At 57.6% G+C, this 20231-nt stretch carries 18 protein-coding genes; 8 read left to right on the top strand and 10 right to left on the bottom strand.

Translation table 11 applies throughout. The features are described from left to right. The 3 genes from AC27HQ_RS00295 to AC27HQ_RS00305 all read right to left on the bottom strand — a co-directional run bounded on the left by AC27HQ_RS00295 (window position 1) and on the right by AC27HQ_RS00305 (window position 3533). On the bottom strand, window positions 1-345 hold the full coding sequence (locus tag AC27HQ_RS00295) for a hypothetical protein (RefSeq protein ID WP_487153822.1): 345 nt from the start codon (window positions 343-345) through the stop codon (window positions 1-3). Between the two features lie 21 nt (window positions 346-366). Further along, window positions 367-3015, bottom strand: a complete 2649-nt coding sequence (locus tag AC27HQ_RS00300) for a transglycosylase domain-containing protein (RefSeq protein ID WP_487153823.1) — start codon at window positions 3013-3015, stop codon at window positions 367-369. A 95-nt stretch (window positions 3016-3110) separates the two neighbouring features. Then, the gene (locus AC27HQ_RS00305) at window positions 3111-3533 is read right to left on the bottom strand and encodes an MAPEG family protein (protein ID WP_487153824.1); all 423 of its coding nucleotides are present in this window, start codon (window positions 3531-3533) and stop codon (window positions 3111-3113) included. A 168-nt stretch (window positions 3534-3701) separates the two neighbouring features. Between AC27HQ_RS00305 and AC27HQ_RS00310 the strand changes: the two genes are divergently transcribed. Further along, window positions 3702-4637: a hypothetical protein gene (locus AC27HQ_RS00310; protein WP_487153825.1), complete on the top strand. Its 936-nt coding sequence runs from the start codon at window positions 3702-3704 to the stop codon at window positions 4635-4637. Window positions 4638-4771: 134 nt separating this feature from the next. On the opposite strand, the gene AC27HQ_RS00315 is transcribed toward AC27HQ_RS00310, so the two are convergent. Beyond that, a complete protein-coding gene (locus AC27HQ_RS00315; protein ID WP_487153826.1) occupies window positions 4772-5200 on the bottom strand; it encodes a pilin in 429 nt (142 codons plus the stop codon). 291 nt (window positions 5201-5491) lie between these two features. On the opposite strand from AC27HQ_RS00315, the gene pilB reads away from it, so the two are divergent. Genes pilB through mutT form a run of 6 tightly spaced genes read left to right on the top strand, consistent with a single transcriptional unit; the run spans window position 5492 to window position 11198 of the window. Beyond that, complete coding sequence (gene pilB / locus AC27HQ_RS00320) at window positions 5492-7192, top strand: type IV-A pilus assembly ATPase PilB (RefSeq protein WP_487153827.1); 1701 nt, start codon at window positions 5492-5494, stop codon at window positions 7190-7192. A 3-nt stretch (window positions 7193-7195) separates the two neighbouring features. Beyond that, window positions 7196-8452 carry a type II secretion system F family protein gene (locus tag AC27HQ_RS00325; protein WP_487153828.1) on the top strand — a complete coding sequence of 419 codons (1257 nt, stop codon included), beginning with the start codon at window positions 7196-7198 and terminating at the stop codon, window positions 8450-8452. A 3-nt stretch (window positions 8453-8455) separates the two neighbouring features. Then, window positions 8456-9328 carry a prepilin peptidase gene (locus AC27HQ_RS00330; RefSeq protein ID WP_487153829.1) on the top strand — a complete coding sequence of 291 codons (873 nt, stop codon included), beginning with the start codon at window positions 8456-8458 and terminating at the stop codon, window positions 9326-9328. Window positions 9329-9331: 3 nt separating this feature from the next. After that, complete coding sequence (gene coaE / locus AC27HQ_RS00335) at window positions 9332-9937, top strand: dephospho-CoA kinase (RefSeq protein ID WP_487153830.1); 606 nt, start codon at window positions 9332-9334, stop codon at window positions 9935-9937. Beyond that, window positions 9934-10122: a DNA gyrase inhibitor YacG gene (yacG, locus tag AC27HQ_RS00340; RefSeq protein WP_487153831.1), complete on the top strand. Its 189-nt coding sequence runs from the start codon at window positions 9934-9936 to the stop codon at window positions 10120-10122. Before coaE ends, yacG begins: the two co-directional genes overlap by 4 nt. Window positions 10123-10127: 5 nt before the next feature. Beyond that, window positions 10128-11198 carry an 8-oxo-dGTP diphosphatase MutT gene (mutT, locus tag AC27HQ_RS00345; RefSeq protein WP_487153832.1) on the top strand — a complete coding sequence of 357 codons (1071 nt, stop codon included), beginning with the start codon at window positions 10128-10130 and terminating at the stop codon, window positions 11196-11198. A gap of 325 nt (window positions 11199-11523) precedes the next feature. Here the strand turns inward: mutT and ispH are convergent, their stop codons facing one another. From ispH to murJ, 6 genes are all read right to left on the bottom strand, one after another. Next, the gene (ispH, locus tag AC27HQ_RS00350; protein WP_487153833.1) at window positions 11524-12471 is read right to left on the bottom strand and encodes a 4-hydroxy-3-methylbut-2-enyl diphosphate reductase; all 948 of its coding nucleotides are present in this window, start codon (window positions 12469-12471) and stop codon (window positions 11524-11526) included. A 243-nt stretch (window positions 12472-12714) separates the two neighbouring features. Continuing rightward, entirely contained in the window at window positions 12715-13152 is a 438-nt protein-coding gene (gene fkpB, locus AC27HQ_RS00355; RefSeq protein ID WP_487153834.1) for an FKBP-type peptidyl-prolyl cis-trans isomerase, read from the bottom strand. A gap of 239 nt (window positions 13153-13391) precedes the next feature. After that, window positions 13392-13895 (bottom strand): signal peptidase II, encoded by a 504-nt coding sequence (lspA, locus tag AC27HQ_RS00360; RefSeq protein ID WP_487153835.1) that lies wholly within the window; start codon window positions 13893-13895, stop codon window positions 13392-13394. Then, complete coding sequence (gene ileS / locus AC27HQ_RS00365) at window positions 13888-16719, bottom strand: isoleucine--tRNA ligase (protein WP_487153836.1); 2832 nt, start codon at window positions 16717-16719, stop codon at window positions 13888-13890. Before ileS ends, lspA begins: the two co-directional genes overlap by 8 nt. Before the next feature lie 22 nt (window positions 16720-16741). Continuing rightward, window positions 16742-17668 carry a bifunctional riboflavin kinase/FAD synthetase gene (gene ribF / locus AC27HQ_RS00370; RefSeq protein ID WP_487153837.1) on the bottom strand — a complete coding sequence of 309 codons (927 nt, stop codon included), beginning with the start codon at window positions 17666-17668 and terminating at the stop codon, window positions 16742-16744. A 250-nt stretch (window positions 17669-17918) separates the two neighbouring features. Then, complete coding sequence (gene murJ, locus AC27HQ_RS00375) at window positions 17919-19490, bottom strand: murein biosynthesis integral membrane protein MurJ (RefSeq protein ID WP_487153838.1); 1572 nt, start codon at window positions 19488-19490, stop codon at window positions 17919-17921. 240 nt (window positions 19491-19730) lie between these two features. Between murJ and rpsT the strand changes: the two genes are divergently transcribed. Further along, window positions 19731-20003 (top strand): 30S ribosomal protein S20, encoded by a 273-nt coding sequence (gene rpsT, locus AC27HQ_RS00380; protein ID WP_487153839.1) that lies wholly within the window; start codon window positions 19731-19733, stop codon window positions 20001-20003. Window positions 20004-20231 lie beyond the last annotated feature (228 nt).

Below are 20231 nucleotides of genomic sequence, written 5' to 3' on the forward strand. Positions count from 1 at the left end.
TTACTCTCCCCCATCCATTTGCTCCGTCAGTTGCTCGCCTTGCTCTGACGCGATAGCACCAGGCATACAGCGCAACGCCGGGTTGCTCAGATACTCCTGCAGCAGCGGCGCCATGCCCTTGAGCACTTGCACCGGCAAAGCCGAGGTAAAACTGAATCCATCTGCCGTCCGACCTGGCACGAAGGCAGTCAGGCTGCCGAAGTGATCTGGGCCAAGGTAGAACACAAAAGTCGCTGTCCGGTTCATTACCTGACTGGCACTCGAACGACCATCGCTGGTCAGGCTGTGGATGCGGTTATCACCGGTGCCCGTCTTGCCGCCGATGTCCAGCGCAGTTCCATCCACATTGACAAAAGCACCTTGCAATCACCTTGCCGTACCGTTATTGACCACATCAGCCAGACTGGCGCGCAGTGTTGCCGCTACCGCCGGATGCATGACCTGCTGGCCGGCATCATCCTGCCGGTGCAGGCGCACCTCATAGGGCGTGTCGGCGGCAAAGTGCAGATCATTGATACGCCGGCTGCCATAGCGCACACCGCCGTTCTGAATGATCCCCATCAACTCGGCCAGCGCCGCCGGACGATCACCGGCACTCCCCAGCGCCGTGCCCAGGGACGGCACCAGATGGGCAAAGGGATAACCCAGTCGCTGCCAGCGCCGATGCACCTCGGAAAAGGCTTCGACTTCCAGCATGCTGCGAATACGTGTATCCCGCGCACTGCGGTGCCGAGTACGGAACAGCCAGCCATAGACCTCCTGACGCTGAGCCTCACTGGCGGCCACCGCAGCAGAAAAATCAGCAACAGGGTCCGAATTGAGCTTATAGGCCAGCAGCCACAATTCCAGCGGGTGAACGCGAGCGATATAGGCCTGATCAGGCAGGCTGTAGCGCCCGGGACCGTAATCGCGATACAGCACACGCAAGCGCTCTTCGCTCAAGGTATTCTGACCGGGTTGGCTGAGCATAAAGGCATCAAAGGCAGACCGATCGACCTCTGGATACAGGTATCGGTGCACCGCCGCCAGCCGCGCCGAGGTTGGACGCAGCCCCGTTAGAAAGGTCTCCAGCCGCTGCTGCTCATCCAGACCGTCGTACTTGCGCCAGAAACGCAACAGAAAGGTCGTGCCCTCACGGTCGGCAAAACGACGCAGATACGCCTCGCGCAGGGGATCTGCGTCATTACGCATCAAGGCCTGATAATCGACGCTGGCGGCATTGTTGGCGTAACGCAGAATATCCCGCAGCAGGCGCACAAAGGGCAGATTGATCGACTCGCGCATGGCCTCACGCAGGGTTGGGTTTCGGCCATTATCCTCACGCCGGAAATTGCTGAAGCGCTGGACCCCGCCACCGGTAAAGAAACGCTCGTCAGGGTTGGCCGAGTAGCGGCGCTCCAACGCCGCCTCAAGCATCTGCTCGACAGGGGCCTGCGGATTGCTGCGCAGATAGTTCGCCGCCCACTGACTCAAGGCATCATCGCCAACCGCTTGCGCCCGCGCTTCATCATCCTGCAAGCGGCTATGCAGTTCCGCGATAATCTCGAGGTAGGTCGCCAGCACCCGCAATTTGGCGGTGGAGCCCAGCTCCAGCTTACTGCCCTCGTTCAGATCGAAGGGCAGACCGGTGTTATCGGTTTGCACCCGCACCTGATTGCCGCCCTCGGCACGCTGCATCAGAGTAAAACTGTAGCGCACCTGCCCAACCTTGTCCGGGGCCAGCAAGCGCTCACCAAACAGCCCCACCCCCTGTGCCACCTGTGGATCAGCCAGGCTTTCCAGGTAGGCACTGACCTGCTGCTGCAAATCACCATGCAGGCTACTGTCTGCTTGCAGATCGAAGCGATCCACAGCGTACTGCGTCTGCCCCAGCAAACCGGCCAGACGGCTGCGCGCCACCGTTACCGCTTTATTTGCAGGCAAGCGGTCACGCAATGGCTGGCTGGCCCAGTCACGAAATACTAAAGGACTGACCAATGTCTGATCTCGCAACGCAGAATCAACCAGGCCGTCGCGGTTCATCAAACGCACATGGCTGTCAATCAGCGCCTCAAGATTGGCACGACCCTGTAACAGGTAATAGCTTGGACGACGCTGTGCAATCAACAGCGCCAGGGCCTGGCGCAGGGCAACAGCCTGATTCGCCAGTCCGTCTTGCCCCCTCAGAGCCCGACTGAAGCGCTCAAAGTCTGTGGCAAACCAGACCCACAGTGCATCACCCACACCGTTGACTTCACCATGCCCGGGAGCCGCGGCCAGGGGCACCGTATTCAAATAATCCAGCACCAACCGCTGACGTTCCGGCAAGGTCTCTGGCCCGTTTCGATAGGCTCGCACACTGGCTGAAGCCATCTGAATCAGCTTGTCCTGCAGACCATGGGTCCGACCTTCGCGGGAATGGCGAAATTTCTCGATCTGCGTCGCCAGGGTGCTGGCACCATAGCTGGCGCGGTCAGCATTGAAACGACTACTGGCCAATGACACAGAGGCACCCGCCAGGCGCAGCCAGTTGACCGCCGGATTGACCCGAGGATGCTCGGGATTCAGCAAATCCCGATCCTCAATGAACAACAATCCCTCAACCAACAAGGCCGGCACCTGCTCAAAGGTGGCGTATTGCCGCTGTGGATAGCGAAAATCAAACAATGGCTCGGCGCGGCAATCACGGATACCCAGACCAGCACGGGTCTTCTCCGGATAGGGTGGGTGTAAACCGAGCTCGCTGTACCGCAATAACCCCGGCGAAAACTGAGTCTGTTCGGTAATCACATAGCCACTTTGCTGCAAGCGTGACAACAACGCTGGCAAGGCAGTGTAACCGAGGCGCTTGTTGAAAGGCCCCTGTTCGGGGTAATGCACGCGCGCACTGCTGCCCTGCACGCGATCGTAATTCAGCTGCGAGGCATATCGGCTGATAAAGTAGGATTGATAAAACGAGTGTTCAATCTCCTGACTGACTAGCCACCCAAAGGCCAGCAGTGCACAGAGCAAGAGTATCCAGGGTCGTGCGCGCATGTCTCCTCCTAGAGCTCATGCACACAGTCTAGTGCAGCCCGACCCAAGCTGACAGGGGAAGACCTAAAGAAAGCAGTATTGCCTGGAGGGAGGGCTCAGCCTGCCAGCCCGGCAAACAGTAACACCCACCATAATGCAATCAGCAGCTGCAGCAAAAAGCCGGCAAATCGCAGCCAGACAAACAGGGCTGACGTGCTGATCAGATGCATCACCGACTGGAACACCCGCGCTGCCAGCAGCACCAGTGCCAACCCGTCAGTCAACGCGGTCTGATCGGTGGCCAGGGCATAAAGCAGCAGCGCCATCAACCAAGGCAGGTTTTCAACACAGTTGGCATGGGCTCGAACCAGGCGCTGACCAAAGCCGGCCGGCGTATTACTGCCATCCGGGGCAAAACCGTTGACCGCCATTTTGCCAGTCAAGACCAACAAGCCACGCTGATTGACCATGACCAGAAGCAGTATCAGCATCCAGGCGGCAAGACCCAGCAAAGCGAGTGCAGAGGGGGACAGGGACATGGGTTTTCTCTCATATTATTATTGGAAAGCACAGAATAGAGTAATAGCTCTATTTGAACCAGCCCGGTGCCAACAGACTGGGTAAGTGATATGACGTGAAACCCTGTAACCGCGGATTACCCACCAGACCGCAGATGATCGACATTGCCAACCAGGAGACCAACCAACATGGAACTGAGCAGAAGCGCCTACCCGTATGGCACCCTTATCGCACTTGCAAGTACCCTCTTGCTCCTGCAGGGATGCGGAGCAGAACAAAGCGATACCTCGTCAGACCCGCAGGCCAGCACACCACCCTCTGCGACGCTGGCAAGCACAGGACATGATCCTGACCCAGCATGGCGTCAGTTGGGTTATACACTTGAGTATCAACGCAGCGGACAGGCCGTGCGCCCCGCCGGACGGGACAACGTGCAACGCGCCAGCTTCAACCTGTCAATCACCCTGTCACAAGGCACCTTGATGCAAGCCCTGTCAGAACCAGGTACCGGCCACTGGACCACCTGGCAGAGCGCAGGTTCCAGTGACCCGCTGGCCGGCGAAGCCCGCTTTACTGCATCCATCACCCGCGATCACTATGACCAGGATTTTCCATCACCCTTGAACCTGGACCTCCACGGCGACTTCAGTGGCAACCAGCATGGGCGCCTTGACGGATTATTTGCCGGTGGCCTGCGCAACCCTGAGCCCTCAGTGCATATCAGCTTTGAGCTGCCCATGATCGGCAGCATTGAAGGGGGCGGCCTGGAAGCCAACCCGTCAGCCGCTCTGATGATGCTCGCAGCCTACGGCTCACCGGTTACCGCAGCAGAGGCCAATACAGAGGTGCACGGCCTGCTAAGCGGGGAATGGCAATTTCACTCCCGCCCGATAGCTCGACCGGATGAGACTGCTGCAGCAGCATTGTATGACATCGAAGGGATGCTCTTTGGGCTATACGGCGTAACGCATCCCAGCTTGATAGGCGCATTTGAGGGCGGCCTGTATTCGGGGGACCCCAGGGGTGATTGGGAATATCGGTTCGAGACCACACGTGACTGGACAGAAGACCAAGACAGGGTGGATGACGCGCTGACTTTGAGGGTATTTCCTCTCAACCAATAACAGTAGGGGTGATTGCCGACTGGACGTTCCAAATATCATAAGACACAAAAAACCCCGGCGAACCGGGGTTTTTAATCTTTAAATTGCTGAGCGCTATTAGAAACCACCCAAAGGATGACGCTCAGACAAAAAGATTAGCGGCAACCTGAAGGAATATGGCTACCATTTGTCAAGCCAGCACATGTCCAAGTACTGATTTGGCCGTTGGCAACTTGAGGTGTAATGGTCATAGTTTGACCTTGGAGTGCACCAGAGCCGAAAGCAACCGAGATTGCACCTGCAGGACTAACTGTTGCACCACCCAAGGGGAAATACTTACCAGTCAAAAGGGCCGCAGAAGCTTGAGTGTCGGCGCTTGCAACAGCGACGTTACCACCGGCCTCTGCTGTAGCAACAGCAACATCAGCTCTAATCCCTGCAGTAGCTGACAGACCTTCTGTTGCTTGGGCGCGAGCAGTGTAATCCTGATAAGCAGGCAGTGCGATGGCCGCCAGAATACCGATGATGGCTACAACGATCATCAGTTCGATCAGGGTAAAACCTTTCTGCATTTGTGATTTCATGTGCAACTCCGTATGTAGGTAAATAGCCACAGGGCTGTTGTGAGTAAAGCACATTGCGTGCCAGCGTCAATAAAAGCAGAAAAATCAGGGTATGCAGCCAAAAAAAGCTTCAATTGTTACCTTGAATAACGACAGCACAGGTCACTGACTGACATTTTTTGTCACCAAACAGCGTAACAAGCTACCAAAGCCGGCCTTTTTACCCAGAGGGAGTGTGCAGCAGGCCCTGCCTGTACTATAGTCGCTGCAACGACTCTATATAAAATAACGGATTGAGGCAGTTCTCCGCCTATGGATACCCCCGCGCTCTCCGGGCTGGCCCGGCGTATTGTTCAGGATCAATTGCTGGACGCCCAGGTGGCCAGCAAGGCCAGCAAGCAGGCCAGCCAGGACAAGATCCCCTTTATCACTTATCTGGTGCAGCACAAGCTGGCCAATGCCCGTGATCTGGCCATGCTCTGTGCCGAGGAGTTCGGTTACCCCTACCTTGACCTGGCCGCGATTGACAAGGACACACAACCCCACGACCTGGTCAGTGAAAAACTGATACGCCAGCACAATGCACTGCCGCTGTTCAAACGCGGTACCCGTTTGTTCTTGGGCATCTCTGATCCGACCAACCAGCAAGCCCTGAGCGATGTACAGTTCAACACCGGCCTGATGACCGATGCAGTTATAGTCGAAGACGACAAGCTGCAGGCCGCCATCGAAAAGTTCCTCGACAGTTCAACCGCCGGATTTGGTGATATGGGCGATGATGCCCTGGATGAGCTGGATGTGCAGGCAGTCAAGGACGATGACAAAGCAGAAAGTGGTGGTGATGCAGATGACGCACCCATTGTCCGCTTCGTCAACAAGATGCTGTTGGATGCCGTGCGCATGGGCTCATCGGACTTGCATTTTGAGCCCTTTGAAAAAATGTATCGCGTGCGTTTTCGTACAGACGGCATCTTGCATGAGGTGGCCAAGCCTCCTGTGCAGCTGGGTGTGCGCATCGCCGCCCGCCTCAAGGTGATGTCGGCCATGGATATGGCCGAGCGGCGCAAGCCGCAGGACGGCCGCATCAAGATGAAAATCTCCAAGAACAAGGCCATCGACTTCCGCGTCAACACCCTGCCCACACTCTGGGGCGAGAAAGTCGTACTGCGTATTCTGGATTCAGACAGCGCCAAAATGGGTATCGACGCCCTGGGCTACGAAGAAGACCAGAAAGAGATGTATCTCAGCGCCTTGGCCAAACCACAAGGCATGATCCTGGTCACCGGGCCGACCGGCTCAGGCAAAACCGTTTCACTTTATACCGGCCTGAATATTCTCAACACCATGGAGCGCAATATCTCCACGGCTGAAGACCCGGTTGAAATCAACCTGGAGGGTGTCAACCAGGTCAACGTCAAACCCAAGCAAGGGCTGGATTTTGCCCAGGCATTGCGCGCCTTTCTGCGTCAGGATCCGGATATCATCATGGTTGGCGAGATTCGCGATCTGGAAACAGCGGAAATCGCCATCAAGGCCGCCCAGACCGGACATATGGTGCTCTCTACCCTGCACACCAACAGCGCCGCAGAAACCCTGACACGCCTGCGCAATATGGGCGTACCCTCTTTCAACATTGCCACCTCGGTGAACCTGATTATTGCCCAGCGCCTGGCGCGACGCCTGTGCAAGAATTGCAAAAAGACCATTGAGGTTCCAAAAGAGGTTCTGGCGGAAGAAGGCTTCAGCCCGGAAAAAATCGCTGCCGGCATCACAATTTATGGCCCTGTGGGTTGCGAAAACTGCAAGGACGGTTATAAAGGACGAGTGGGCATCTATGAGGTGGTTAAAATCACCCCGGCTATGCAGCGTATTATCATGGAAGACGGCAACTCCATCGAGATCTCCGATGTCGCCCAGAGCGAAGGCTTCCACAATTTGCGACAGTCCGCCCTCCAGAAGGTCGAGCAAGGCGTGACCAGCCTGGCGGAAGTCAACCGAGTGACCAAGGATTAAGTCATGGCGCAACAGACAGCAGCAAGAAAGCCGGTAGCGGCGAAAAAGACCAAGGTCGAAAACACCGTCCCGTTCAAATGGGAAGGTAAAGACCGTAAAGGCACCAAGGTCGCGGGAGAAATCCAGGGCACCAATGCCGCGCTGGTCAAAGCGCAACTGCGCAAGCAGGGCGTACTGGTCACCAAGATTCAGAAAAAATCGACCCTGTTTAGTAGTAAGGGCAAAAAAATCAAACCCCTTGATATTGCCTTTTTTACCCGTCAGCTGGCCACCATGATGGCCTCGGGCGTACCTATTATTCAGGCCTTTGACATTATTGCCGAGGGAACTGAAAACCCTAATCTGGTCAAGCTGGTCAATGAAATCAAAACCGATGTAGCCGCCGGTAATACTCTGGCAGACTCGATGCGCAAGCACCCCAAGTACTTCGATGATCTTTTCTGCAACTTGGTCGAGTCCGGTGAGCAGTCTGGTAAGCTAGAATCACTGTTGGATCGTATCGCTACCTACAAGGAAAAGACCGAAGCATTGAAGGCCAAAATCAAAAAGGCCATGACCTATCCTATCTCCGTGCTTGTCGTTGCGATTATCGTCACAGCGATTATGCTTTTAAAGGTTGTTCCTGCCTTTGTTGATGTCTTCGCCAACTTCGGTGCAGATTTACCTGCATTTACCCTTTTTGTCATCGGTTTGTCTGAATGGATGCAAAGCTGGTGGTTTGTAATTTTAGTCATGATTATCGTCATCGGGTTTGCCTATGGCAAAGCTCGCCTAAAATCAAAAACGTTTCGCGATGCTGAAGACCGCGCCCTGCTCAAGGCACCCATTATTGGCGATATCGTCTATAAAGCCGCAATTGCTCGCTACTCTCGCACTTTGTCAACCACCTTTGCAGCCGGTGTGCCTCTTGTAGATGCCCTCGACTCAGTCGCTGGAGCAGCCGGTAACGTGGTGTTCTACAACGCCGTGATGCAGATCAAGGAAGATGTTTCGGCCGGCTCGCAGCTGAACTTTTCCATGCGGACCACCAACGTATTTCCTTCACTGGCCGTGCAAATGGCCGGCATTGGTGAAGAATCCGGTAACCTCGACGGTATGCTCGACAAGGTAGCTGACTACTATGAGGCTGAAGTGGATAATGCGGTCGACAACCTGACCACCCTGCTTGAACCCATGATCATGTCGGTATTGGGTGTTCTGGTTGGCGGCCTGATTATTGCCATGTACCTGCCCATTTTCCAGCTGGGTGCCGTGGTTTAATTCATGCCAATCCTTGAGTATCTGGCCAGCCAAGCGCTGGCCTTTATTTTGCTGGCAGGACTGCTGGGCTTGATCATCGGCAGCTTTTTGAATGTTGTTATTCATCGCCTGCCACGCATGCTCGAGCGCGACTGGCGCCAGCAATGCCATGAGTTCCTGACCCCTGACCAACCCGCGCCAGAACAGCCTACCTACAACCTGATTCTGCCCCACTCGCACTGCCCACATTGCCAAACCGAAATCAAACCCTGGCAGAACCTGCCGGTGATCAGTTATCTGCTGCTCAAGGGCCGCTGCGGTCATTGTCGCGAGCGCATCAGTTCACGCTACCCGCTGATCGAGCTGTTGACTGCCGGACTCTCGATGCTGGTGGCCTGGCACTTTGGCTTTGGCTGGGCCGCTGGCGCCATGCTGTTGCTGACCTGGGGCCTGATCAGCCTGAGCATGATCGATGCCGACACCCAGCTGCTGCCGGATATACTGGTGCTACCGCTGCTCTGGCTCGGGCTGATAGTCAACAGCACCGGGCTCTTTACCGACTTGAACAGCGCACTCTGGGGTGCTGTTGCCGGTTACCTGAGTCTGTGGTCGGTCTATTGGCTGTTCAAGCTGATCACCGGCAAGGAAGGCATGGGCTATGGTGACTTCAAGCTGCTGGCCATGCTCGGCGCCTGGGGTGGCTGGCAGATATTGCCGCTGACCATACTGCTGTCTTCATTGGTCGGCGCCATACTCGGCCTCATTATTCTCAAGAGCCGCGGCAAGGATAACGCCACCCCTATCCCCTTCGGGCCCTATCTGGCGATTGCCGGCTGGATTGCCTTGATCTGGGGTGAGACAATCACCGGCACCTATCTGAAATTTGCCGGATTCTGATCCATGATTATTGGTTTGACCGGCGGCATAGGCTGCGGCAAAAGCGCTGCTGCCCGCCGCTTCGCTGACGCCCATGGCATCCATATTGTGGATGCCGACATCAAGGCCCGGGTTGTGGTTGAACCGGGCCAGCCCGCTCTGCAGCATATCGTTGACCGCTTTGGCGCTGCCGTGTTGCAGCCCAATGGCGAACTGGATAGGGCCGCCCTGCGTGAGCAGGTATTCGCCGATGCCGAACAACGCCGCTGGCTGGAAGCCCTGCTGCATCCGCTGATCCGTGATGAAATCGTCCGCGATCTGAATAGTGCAACCTCAGCCTATAGCCTGCTGGTATCGCCGCTACTGGTGGAGTCAGGTCAGCACCAGATGACCCAACGCATTCTTGTAGTGGATGTGCCTGAAGCTTTGCAACTGCTGCGCACCAGCCAGCGCGATCAGGTGCCCGAGGCACAGGTTCGCGCCATCATGCAGGCCCAAGCATCGCGCGATGAGCGCCTGCGCCATGCCCACGATGTGATCAGCAATGACCGTGATCTGGCCGCCCTGCATCAGCAGGTAGACGCCCTGCACCAACGCTATCTTGCCTTGACCAAGGGAGTTACCGTATGACCCTGAGTGTTGAATGCCCCACCTGCAAGGCTCCGGTCAGCTGGAATGACGAATCACCTGACCGACCCTTCTGCTCACCGCGCTGCCGTCTGATTGACCTGGGCGCCTGGGCCTCCGAGGAGCACGCCATTCCCGGCGAGGAACTCGAGCAGGACATTTTCTCCGACGACCTGCCACCCCAGTAACCCTGGTGAAACGCCTGCATGTAATGGCTGCGGTGATCCGCCGAGTGGACGGACGAATTCTGATTGCCCGGCGCGCTGACAACGCCCATCAGGGCGGATTATGGGAGTTTCCCGGCGGCAAGCTGGAATCCGGAGAAGCGCGCCTGGCTGGCCTGGTCCGCGAGTTGCAGGAGGAGCTGGGGATTCAGGTGACCTTGGCTCGGCCATTGATTGATATCCGCCATGACTACACGGATAAATCAATCCGCCTGGATGTCTGGCTGGTAGAGAATTTCACTGGCGAAGCCCATGGGGCTGAGGGCCAACCCATTCGCTGGGTCACCGCTGAACAACTGTCCGAATATGACTTCCCCGATGCCAACCGCCCTATTGTGCAGGCGGTGCAATTGCCGGAGCGTTATTTGATTACCCCGGACGGCATCGACCCCGCGACGCTGGGCTCCGACCTGAGATATCTTGCGCCACGCGCCAACGCCATGATCCAGCTGCGCCAGCCCAGCCTTGGGTTTGAGCAATATCATGCCTTGGCGGCGGCTGTACTATCTAAGCATGCTGACAAGGCCACCTGGATACTCAAGGGTGACCAACCACCACAACTGGGCCAGGGCTGGCACTTGACCTCCAAGCAACTCTGGCAACTGCACGCGACCGGGTGGCGAAAGCAAACACCAACCGACCCTCAGCCTGGGAAGGTCGAGTTCCACCTCGACCAGCGCACCAACCAGCCAACTACTTGGCCGAGATGGAACTCGGCCCTCCCAGGAACCCCCGCTCAGGCTTTAGCTTCTCAAACGGCAGACTGGTACGGCCTACTAGCGGCATCTTGTCACTCAGCCGAAGAACTGCAGATGGCCGGTGAAATCGGGGTGGACTTCGCAACCCTGTCACCGGTGCTACCCACTGGCAGTCATCCGGACGCGCGACCGCTGGGCTGGGAAGCCGCTGCTGAGCTGATCGCTCAGGTGAACTATCCGGTGTATTTACTGGGTGGAATGGATAACAGCATGCTGGAGAAAGCCTTCGCCATTGGGGCCCAGGGCATTGCCGGGATCAGCGGCCTGTGGCCGAAAGCCTAATAAGTAGGACCGGGGCGGCCGGCCAGGCCTTGACCGCGAAAGGGGTTAACCTGAAAACACACAGCAGTCACTGACCTCCGCTTTCGCGCTCAAGCGCGCTCCTACAAAAAACCACGGTATGCATGACCCAGTAGGAGCGGGCTTGACCGCGAAGGGTTTTGATCTGCAATCCCACAGCAGCCACTGAACTCCGCTTTCGCGCTCAAGCGCGCTCCTACAAAAGCCCGAGCGTGCAAAGCCTTGTAGGACCGGGGCGGCCGGCTAGGCCTTGAACGCGATAGCCCTTGCGTCGAGCTGAAATTCGCCACCCCCACCAGGAACTGCCCTAATCCAAATTTACCACGCGCAATTCCTTGGGCATGCTGAACACAATATTCTCAGGCTGCCCAGCCAACTCTTCGGCACCGGTTGCGCCCATGCCATGCAACCGCTCTATCACCTGTCGTACCAGAATATCGGGTGCGGAGGCACCGGCGGTAATGCCTATATGACTGACACCCTCAAGCCAGGCAGGATCAATCTCATCAGCACCGTCTATCAGATAGGCTGGCGTACCCATGCGCTCTGACAGCTCGCGCAGGCGGTTGGAGTTGGAGCTGTTGGGACTACCTACCACCAGCACCAGATCGCAGCCGCTGGCCAGCTGCTTGACTGCATCCTGGCGGTTTTGTGTGGCATAGCAGATATCATCCTTGCGCGGCCCGTCGATGGCCGGGAAACGCGCCCTGAGCGCATCGATAACCCGTGCGGTATCGTCCATCGACAGGGTGGTCTGGGTGACAAAGGCCAGACGCGCAGGATTGTTGATCTGCAAACGGGCGACATCCGCTTCATCTTCAACCAGATAGATAGCACCGCCTCTGCTGGAATCATACTGACCCATGGTGCCTTCGACCTCAGGGTGGCCGGCATGACCAATCAGGATGCACTCCAGGCCATCACGACTGTAACGCGCCACTTCCATATGAACTTTGGTCACCAGCGGACAGGTCGCATCAAAGACCTTGAGACCGCGCGTATCGGCTTCCTGGCGCACCGCCTGGGACACTCCATGGGCGCTGAAAATGACAATCACATCATCCGGCACCTGGTCCAGTTCCTCGACAAAGACCGCTCCGCGGCTGCGCAGATCCTCGACCACAAATTTGTTGTGCACCACTTCATGCCGCACATAGATTGGCGGACCGAACACCTCAAGGGCGCGATTGACGATCTCGATGGCGCGGTCGACACCGGCGCAAAAGCCACGCGGGTTAGCCAGTTGGATCTGCATGGAGAGCCTCAAAGAGTTGAGATATGACGTTGATTGGCATTATCCATGAATATTCGGTCGGCTGCATTGGGGAGAACCAAAGGCTTTCGCACTCAAGCGGACTCCTACAAGAATCTGAGCGTGCACGGCCCTGAGGGACCGGGGCGGCTGGCGAGGTCTTGACCGCGAAGCTATTTAATCCGAACGAGCCTGCACATTGCCCTTTCGCGCTCAAGCGCGCTCCTACAGCGTATGGGGTCAGACTCAGGCCGCCTTGACCTCAATAATCTCGACATCAAAGGTAATGGTCTTGCCCGCCAGCGGGTGATTGAAGTCCACATCCACGGTTTTCTCGTTGATCTGCTTGACCACCCCGGGCATCTCTCCCCCTGCAGCATCCTGAAAAATCACTAGCAGACCCGGCTCCAGCTCCATTTCATTGAAGTTGTCACGCGCCACGCTCTGGATATTCTGCGGATTCCCCGGGCCAAAGCCGCGCTCGGGCTCAATCTCGAAGCTGCGCTGATCGCCGGACTTGAGACCAAACAGGCTTTGTTCGAAGCCGGGCAGCAAGCTGCCATCGCCGATTTTGAAGGTGGCCGGTGACTTACCCAGGGTACTGTCAACGACATCGCCATTTGGCAACTTGAGGGTGAAATGCAGAGTCACTTGCGTGTCATGGTTGATGCGGATGTCAGACATGGTCGCTCTCGTTTTCGATCGAAATCAGGGTGTGGCGTGGGACGCCATTTTAACGACTATCGCGGTCAAGCCCGCTCCTACAATGGTATGGAGCATGTCACGGCTGGGTGTGCCAGCATGATCAACGTCGCTCTGGTTAACCTTCCCAGGGGAACCAAACCCCATCGCGGCGAGGCCGCCGCTCCCACAAGGATTGAGCTGCAAACCTGGTGGGAGCGGCCGCCTGACCGCGAAGGGTGTCAGCCAGCAGCCGCCTTGTTCTTGCTACCCAGAAACATATCCAGTATCAACAAAACCGCGCCAACGGAGATGGCGCTATCAGCGATATTGAAGGCAGGAAAGAACCAGCTCTGCTGCCAGTGCACTAGGATAAAATCCACTACATGGCCATGCACAATACGGTCGTACACATTGCCGATTGCGCCGCCCAGAATCAGCGCAAGCGCAATGGGCTCAAGCCGCGCACTGCGTGGCAGACGGGCCAGCCAGACCAGCAATACGACGCTGACAACCACCGCTACGCCAATAAAAAACCAGCGCTGCCAGCCACCGGCACCGGCCAGAAAGCTGAAAGCGGCGCCGGGGTTGTAGGCCAGAGTAAAGCTGAACAGGCCATCAATGACCGGCACCTGCTGGTACAGGGTCAGGCTGCTTTCAGCGAACCACTTGCTGAGCAGATCTGCGGCGATGACCGCTACTGTGATCCACAACCAGCGCAAGCTGCCTTGACGCAGATCAAGCATGCTTGCGCACCTCGCCTGGACCCTGAATATTGTCGACGCAGCGGCCACAGATGTCCGGGTGATCGGGATGACTGCCCACATCGGCCCGGAAGTGCCAGCAGCGACTGCATTTGGCCTGAGTTGACTTGACGATCTTCAGTTTCAAACCTGGTATCTCACTCTGAACGCAGTCTGCATCGGCAGACTCAAGGGGAGCAAGACCAGCCTGCGAGGTAATCAATACAAAACGTAATTCGTCACCCAGTTGCGCCAGCATGGCACCCAACTTCTCATCCGCATGCAAGGTCAGCTCGGCCTGCAGGCTGCCGCCAATCACCTTGGCATTGCGCTGATTTTCCAGCTCACGGTTAACCGCGACCTTGACCGCCATGATCTGGTCCCAGTAGGTGCGACCAAAGGCAGTATTGTCCGGCAGCGCGCTGAGACCCTGATACCAGGTACTGAGCATCACAGACTCACTGCGCTCACCCGGCAGGAACTGCCACAGCTCTTCTGCGGTAAAGGCCAGGATCGGCGCGACCCAACGGGTGAGGGCCTCGGCAATGTGATACATGGCGGTCTGACAGGAACGCCGGGCGGTGCTGTCGGCACCAGTGGTGTACTGACGGTCCTTGATGATATCCAGGTAGAAGCCGCCGAGTTCCTGCACACAGAAGTTGTGTACCTTCTGGTAGACGTTCCAGAACTTGTAGGTGTCGTAGGCTTCGATAATCTCCTGCTGCAGCAGCAGTGCGCGGTCCACTGCCCAGCGGTCCAGATCAAGCATCTGCTCGGGAGCCAGCAGATGCTGAGCCGGGTCAAAGCCGTTCAGATTGGATAGCAGGAAGCGTGCGGTATTTCGGATGCGGCGATAGGCATCGGCACTGCGCTGCAGAATCTGGGTCGATACCGCCATCTCGCCAGCATAGTCGGTGGACGAGACCCACAAGCGCAGGATATCGGCACCCAGGCTGTCGTTGACCTGCTGCGGCGCGACCACGTTACCCAGCGACTTGGACATCTTGCGGCCGTTCTCATCGACCACGAAGCCGTGGGTCAGCAGACCCTTGTAGGGCGCATGCCCGTCAATTGCGGCGCCGGTCAGCAGTGACGAGTGGAACCAGCCGCGGTGCTGGTCCGAGCCTTCCAGATAGAGATCGGCACGCGGACCCTGCTCATGGCCCATGGGGTGCGAACCGCGCATCACATGCCAATGAGTGGTGCCGGAGTCAAACCAGACGTCCAGGGTATCGCTGATCTTGTCGTACTGGGCAGCCTCGTCACCGAGCAGCTCGGCCGCCTCCATCGAGAACCAGGCTTCGATACCGCCCTGCTCAACACGCTGGGCGACCGCCTCGATCAGTTCAACGGTGCGCGGATGCAGCTCGCCGGTCTGCTTGTGCAGAAAAAACGGAATCGGCACACCCCAGTTGCGCTGACGGGAGATACACCAGTCAGGCCGGCCGGCAATCATGCCGTGCAGTCGCTGCTTGCCCCAGGCCGGAACAAAGTCGGTCTCTTCAATCGCCTTGAGAGCGCGTTCACGCAGGGTCTCGCCCTCGTGCGGCGGCGTATCCATGCCAACAAACCACTGCGCAGTGGCACGATAGATCACCGGGGTCTTGTGCCGCCAGCAGTGCATATAGCTGTGACTGACCTGCTCGTTGGCCAGAAGACAGCCCACTTCATCGAGCTTGGCAACCACATTGGGATTGGCTTTCCAGATGAACTGACCACCAAAGAACAGCAGTGCATCGATATACACCCCGTTGCCTTGCACCGGATTGAGGATGTCATCGTTGTGCATGCCGTAACGCTTGCAGGTATGGAAGTCGTCCACGCCATAGGCCGGGGCCGAATGCACAATACCGGTACCGGCACCCAGTTCGACGTAGTCGGCCAGATACACGGGGGACAAGCGATCATAGAAAGGGTGACGGAAGTTGATCAGCTCCAGGCGATCACCGGTTGTCCGGGCGATGATCTCGCCGCTACGGCCGTAACGCGCCAGGCAGCTTTCAACCAACTCCTCAGCCAGGACCAGCAGGCGATCACCGGCATCGACCAGGGCATAGTTGAATTCGGGATGGATATTCAGCGCCTGGTTGGCCGGAATGGTCCAGGGCGTGGTGGTCCAGATCACCATCTGCGCCGGCTTGCTCAGGGCGTCCAGATCAAAGGCCGCAGCCAGTTTTTCCGGTTCAGCGCAAGGGAAGCCCACATCAATGGTCGGCGACTGCTTGTCGGCGTACTCGACCTCGGCCTCAGCCAGCGCCGAGCCGCAATCAAAGCACCAGTTCACCGGTTTCAGACCCTTGAATACAAAGCCCTTTTCAACCATTTTGCCGAGGGCGCGGATTTCGCCGGCCTCGTTGACATAGTCCATGGTGCGATAGGGATTATCCCAGTCACCGAGCACGCCCAGGCGGATAAAGTCTGCCTTCTGCCCTTCGACCTGCTTGAGGGCATAAGCGCGGCTCAGTTCGCGGGTCTTGGTCGGCTCCAGGTGCTTGCCGTGGGTCACTTCGATCTTGTGTTCGATCGGCAGACCGTGACAATCCCAACCCGGCACGTAGGGCGCGTCAAAACCGGACAGGGTGCGCGAGCGCACGATCATGTCCTTGATGATCTTGTTGACCGCATGGCCTATATGGATATCACCATTGGCGTAGGGCGGGCCGTCGTGCAGCACGAAGCTTGGCCGGCCTTTGCTGACCTCACGGATTTTCTGGTACAGATTGATGCTCTGCAGGCGCTTCAGGGTTTCCGGCTCGCGGGTCGGCAACCCGGCTTTCATCGGGAAGTCGGTTTCCGGCAGGTTCAACGTCGATTTGTAATCAGTCATCTGGTCAGGCTCACTTGTTCTGTCAAAGGCCCCATTGGGCCCGGGCGGCTGCAAAATCGGCCTTGATGGCCGCCTTCAAGGCATCCAGCGAATCAAACTTTTGTTCATCACGCAGTTTTTCATGGAACACCACAGTCAAACGACGGCCATAGAGATCACCGCTGAAATCCAGCAGGTGCACCTCCAGATGGGCCTGGCCGTCACCCTCAACGGTTGGGCGCGAGCCGATATTGGCCACCCCCTTGAGCACAACCCCGTCCAGTTCAACGCTGACGCGATAGACACCACGCAGGGGCGCGTGCAGGCGCTTGAGCTGAATATTGGCCGTCGGCGCACCCAGTTGTCGCCCGAGTTTCTGCCCATGCAAGACTCTGCCGCTGATACTGAAAGCACGCCCCAGCAGACGCTCCGCCAGCACGAAATCGCCTTCGGTCAGCACTTGGCGCACGCGGGTACTGCTTATCCGTTCACCATTTTCGGCCACGGTATTGGCCGCCTCGACGCTGAAGCCATGGCGCGCACCACTGCCCTGCAAAAAGGCAAAATCACCGGAACGGTCACAGCCAAAACGGAAGTCGTCACCCACTTCAAGGTGTTTGACGCCCAAACCGTCGATCAGCACCTGCTGCACAAAAGCTTCCGCACTCAATTCACGCAAGCGCCGGTTGAAGGCCAGACATAACACCCGGTCAACGCCCTGGGCTTCCAGCAGGGCCAGCTTGTCACGCAAACGGGTCAGGCGTGGCGGGGCAGCGGCCGGGGCAAAGTACTCACGCGGTTGCGGCTCAAAAATCACCACGCAACCAGGCAGACCCATGCGCGCAGAATGGGCCCGCAGGCGTTTGAGAATGGCCTGATGCCCAGCATGCACGCCGTCGAAATTACCAATAGTTGCCACACAGCCCCAATGCCGGGGACGCAGGTTCTGTATACCGCGGACCAGTTCCATAATGCTCGTTGTTTGGCTCAGGGGTCGAGACGGGCAAGTATACAGGTATAGCCGCACATGCGTCATGCCAAGGCAGCGCGTCGCCACCGCTCACTCTTGCCGAAGTGGCGTTTGGTCCTGGCCTGAAAAATCAAACCCTTCGCGGTCAAGCCCGCTCCTACCAAGTCATTCGCTCGCAGCTTAGACCCGTAGGACCGGGGCGGCCGGCAAGGCCTTGACCGCGAAAGACTTCAACCACCCGTGTCCTGCATCAGCCCTGACGTAAATGCCGGAGACGCATGCCGGTGACCACCAGCGTGGCAACAAAGACAGCCATGCCAGCGACTACCAACAGGGTCATCTCCCAGACCTTGTTCTGCCAGCCCCAGGCAAACCACTGATCCACACTCGGCACCAGCCACAGAATAACCAGCGCCATGGCGGCACAGGCGGCGACCAGCCTGAACCCGAACATCAACCAACCGGGCTGGGCCTGATAGACACCGATTTTTCTTAACCCCCACCAGAGCAAAGCGGCATTCAGCACAGCGGCGATGGAGGTGGCCAGAGCCAGACCGACGTGCGCCAGCGGCCAGATCAGAATCAGATTGAGCACCATATTCACGACCATGCAGATGATCGCAATCTTGACCGGCGTTTTCGTGTCCTGGCGGGCAAAGTAGCCGGGCGCCAGCACTTTGATCAGCATGAAGATCATGACCCCGACAGAATAGGCACGCAGGGCCGCCGCTGCCTGACTGACGTCACGCTCGGTCATCGCCCCGTAGTGGAACAGCGTTGCAATCAGTGGCTCGGCCAGTAGCAACAATGCCAGGGCCGCCGGCACACCTACCAGCATGACCATGCGTATGGCCCAGTCCAGTGTGGCCGAGAAGGCTTTGGGATCTTCGCTGGCATGTTGCCGCGACAGGGCCGGCAGGATGACCGTGCCGATGGCAATACCAAAGGCCCCCAGCGGCAATTCAGACAAGCGGTCGGCGTAGTACAGCCAGGAAATACTGCCGGTTTCAAGGAAGGAGGCCAGCACCGTATCCAGCAACAGGTTGATCTGACTGACAGACACGCCGAACAACGCCGGAATCATCAGCGTCATGATGCGCTTGACGCCCTCATGCTTGCGATCCGGCCGCGGAGTCGGTAGCAGCTTGATCTGCGCCAAAAAGGGTAACTGGAAGAGTAACTGCACCAGACCCGCAATAAACACACCCCAGGCCAACGCCATGATCGGCTGATCAAAATACGGCGTCATCAGCACGGTGGCGCCAATCATACTCAGGTTGAGCAGCACTGGCGTAAAAGCCGGCACGGCAAAACGGCCATAACTATTGAGGATCGAGCCGCACAGGGCGGTCAGGGAGATCAGCAGCAGATAGGGGAAGGTAATGCGCAGCATGTCGGTAGCCAGCGACAGCTTGGCCTCATCACCATGAAAACCCGGGGCAAAGAGCGTAATGATCAGCGGTGCGCCCGCCACACCCACCGCAGTGATGGCAACCAATACGATACCAAGACTGCCGGTCACCCTGTCTACCAGCTCCTTGACCTCGGCCAGACTGCGCCGGGTGCGATATTCCGACAGCACAGGGACAAAAGCCTGGGCAAACGCGCCCTCGGCAAACAGGCGACGCAGAAAGTTGGGAATCTTGAAGGCAATAAAGAACGCGTCAGCCTCAGACTTGGAGCCAAAATAGCTGGCCACCACGACATCACGCGCCAGACCCAGCACCCGTGACAGCAGAGTCATGACGCTGACCACCAGGCCGGAACGCAGCAGTGTCGGTGCCTTAGGCTCATCCGCCGGTGGTGTTGGAATAGCAGTCATACCTGGCTCTTGTTGGAAAACCCCGATGATAGCGCCGACGCCCAGCACGTGGCGAGTGAAATGCCTGCCAATGCGCAACGCAATGAACGCAAACAGGCTTATAGCCGTGATACACTGCGCGCCGTACCGCAATACACAGCCATCCCGGCACAGCGCTTGACATTAGCCTGGCCCGGCGGCATAGTACGCGGCCTTATTTGTACCTTATTTTCATCACGATTTTTTCTGAGGAGCACGACGGTGGCCAACTCACCTCAAGCCAAGAAACGCGCCAAGCAGGCCGAGAAGCGCCGCAATCACAATGCCAGCCTGCGTTCCATGGTTCGTACCTATATCAAGAACGTGGTCAAGGCGCTGGACGCCAAGGACCTGGAAAAAGCTCAAGCTGCTTACACAGCTGCCGTTCCGGTTATCGACCGCATGGCTGACAAGGGCATCATCGACAAGAACAAGGCCGCTCGTCACAAGAGCCGCCTGAACGCACACATCAAGGATCTGGCTACCGCCGCCTGATTGTGTTGCTGTCGATAAAAAACCGGCCTTGGCCGGTTTTTTTATGCCCGAATTATCGCAAAGCTGCGCCCTGTAATTCGCTGAGTTGCTTTCGCGCTCAAGCGCGCTCCTACAAAACCCGGGCCTTGGTTAAGTCTGTAGGAGCGGGCTTGACCGCGAAGAAGGCCGACCTCTAATCCTCACATCGGCAATTTGGTCTGCTATCGCGCTCAAGCGCGCTCCTACAAA

The sequence above is a fragment of the Halopseudomonas sp. 4NH20-0008 genome, from assembly GCF_057548395.1.